This is a genomic window from Pseudomonas sp., assembly GCF_035277045.1.
In the GTDB taxonomy this organism is placed as follows: domain Bacteria; phylum Pseudomonadota; class Gammaproteobacteria; order Pseudomonadales; family Pseudomonadaceae; genus Aquipseudomonas.
Map to the genome: position 1 here is coordinate 1 of NZ_DATELE010000279.1, position 2,562 is coordinate 2,562.

Annotated in this window: 2 protein-coding genes; one reads left to right on the top strand and one right to left on the bottom strand. The window is 64.6% G+C overall.

Annotated features, from left to right (window positions below; translation table 11 throughout):
- On the top strand, positions 1 to 222 hold a 222-nt coding region (locus tag VJS90_RS19455), incomplete at its 5' end, for a DUF1652 domain-containing protein (protein WP_324123261.1).
- A 15-nt stretch (positions 223 to 237) separates the two neighbouring features.
- Here the strand turns inward: VJS90_RS19455 and VJS90_RS19460 are convergent.
- Positions 238 to 2,301 (bottom strand): putative bifunctional diguanylate cyclase/phosphodiesterase, encoded by a 2,064-nt coding sequence (locus VJS90_RS19460; RefSeq protein ID WP_324123262.1) that lies wholly within the window; start codon positions 2,299 to 2,301, stop codon positions 238 to 240.
- Positions 2,302 to 2,562: the final 261 nt, after the last annotated feature.

Consider the following 2,562-nt stretch of genomic DNA (forward strand, 5'->3'; position numbering starts at 1 on the left):
CGCTGGCATTTCCATCCGATCGGCTTCGAGGCCAGCATGGATGCCCCCCGCAGCATGGTTGCCCGGCTGTTCGACCGCGCCACCGGCGAGACATTGCTTGCCATCGCCGGCATCCCCTGCGCGACCATCATGGCCGCCGCCGATGTGGAGCGCATCATCGAGGCGGTGGAGGATGAACTTGAAGCCTTCGTGCCGTTCTGCACGCTGAGAGCGGCGGTCTAGACCAGTCCTTGCCTGTCATGCCCCGGCCAGCGAGATCATGAAGCGCTCGGCCGACACCGGTTTGCCGAGCAGGTACCCTTGCAGCGAATCACACCCCAGGCGGGTCAGGAAGTCCTGTTGCCGGTCGGTTTCCACCCCTTCGGCGACAATCCGCAGGCCCAATGCCCGGCCAAGCGCGACGATGGCCGACACGATCGCGGCGTCGTCGCTGTCCTGCTCAAGGTCGCGGACAAAGCCGCGGTCGATTTTCAACTCGTTGGCCGGCAGCCGCTTGAGGTACATCAGGCTTGAATAGCCGGTTCCGAAGTCATCGATCGAAATGTCCACGCCCATGTCGGACAGTTGCTGCAGCACGGCCAGGCTGGCGTCGGCATCGCGCATGGCCGTGGTCTCGGTGATCTCGAGGGTGAGATTGTTGGCAGGCAGGCGATGGCGCGCCAACGCCCGGGCGACGCTGTCGACCAGCCCGGCGTGGCAGAACTGGATCGCCGAGAGGTTGACTGCTATGCGCCAGCCGTCATGCCCCTGGTCGAACCATTCGCGCATTTGCCGGCAAGCCTCGTCCAGCACCCAATCGCCGATCGGGATGATCAGCCCGGTCTTCTCGGCCTGGGGAATGAAGCGGTCGGGCATCAACAGGCCGTGCTGGGGGTGCTCCCAGCGCAGCAAGGCCTCGGCGCCGACCGGCTGGCGATCGAGGGCGCCGAACTTGGGCTGATAGTGGAGACGGAACTGACGCTGTTCCAGAGCGCTGCGCAAGTCTTGCAACAGTTGCAGCTGCAGGCGGGCATTGCTGTTCATCGACACGTCGAAAAAACTGTAGCCATTCTTGCCGGCGCTTTTGGCATGGTACATGGCAGCGTCGGCGTTGCGCAGCAGCTCGTGCTGGTCAAGGCCATTTCCCGGGTACAGGACGATTCCCAGGCTGGCCGTGACCTGGAGGTCCTGATCGGCCACGCGAAACGCCTTGGACACAAGGTTGACCTGCTTGGCCGCCACGTCCACAGCATCGTCGGCGGTGCTCAGCTCGACCAGCAGCACGAACTCGTCCCCACCGATGCGCGCCAAGGTGTCCTGGCTGTGCAAGTGTCCGCGCAGGCGAACGGCGACGGCCTTGAGCAATTGATCGCCAATGTGGTGGCCGAAGGCATCGTTGACCGGCTTGAACCCGTCCAGATCGATGAACATCAAGGCAAAGCAACCGCCCTGCTCCGCCGCCTTGCTGATCGCCAGCTCGATGCGGTCCGACAGCAGCGTGCGGTTGGGCAGCCCGGTGAGCGTGTCGTGCAGGGCCAGCTGGGTGAGTTCCTGGTTGGCCAGCGTCAGCGAGCGGGCAAGCTCCGCGGTACGGGCCTCCAGGCGGGCATCGAGCACTGAGGAGAGCAAGGCCACCGCCAGTACCGCAAGCGTGGTGATCAACACCAGGGAATCCAGGCGGTCGCCGTTCAGGCCATTGCCCAATGCGCCACAGAAGCTGCCCGCGGGGAAGTTCGCTGCCGCCATGCCGGTGTAGTGCATGCCGACGATCGCCAGGCCCATGACCACGGCCGCGGCGCCACGAATCTGCCGGACGTAGGGGGTCTGCCGACGCAGGCGAAAGGCAATCCACAAGGCCGCCGCCGACGCCGCGACGGCGATCACCAGGGAGGCGCCGAACAGGGTCGGATCATAGTCGATGCCTGGCGTCATCCGCAGCGCGGCCATGCCCATGTAGTGCATGCTGCTGATGCCGCTGCCCATGATCAGCGCGCCCAGGCCCAGCTGCAGCCAGGGCAGGCTTGGCTGACTGACCAGCCACAAGGCGAAGCCCGAGGAAAGGATCGCGATCAGCAGCGACAGCAATGTCAGCGGCAGGTCGTAACCCAGGGCGATGGGCAGGCGGAACGCCAGCATGCCGATGAAGTGCATCGACCACACGCCGATCCCCATGGCCAGCGCGCCCCCGCCAATCCACAGGAATACCGCCCGTCCTCTGGCGGTTGCGATGCGCCCGGCAAGGTCCAGCGCGGTATAGGAGGCGAGGATCGCCACGCACAGCGAGATAAGCACCAGCGTGGAAGAATAACTACCGATCAGCATTTTTGGCCTTGCACAACCCTGGAAAAGAAAAAGCCGGCCACTGGCCAGCTCTAAAGACCCATGATTGTACTCAAGCTTTGCCAAAACGCACGGTTTTTATAGATGGCAAGAGCTCCACAACTTGCTGGCCGCAGGCGGGCAGCCAGCGCGTTCCGCCGAACGGTCAGTCTTGCGCGGCTTGCTCCTGGGCGAACGCCGCTTGCTCCTGCCAGCCGCCACCCAGCGCCGCGATCAGTTGCACGCTTGCCACCAGCCGCCCCT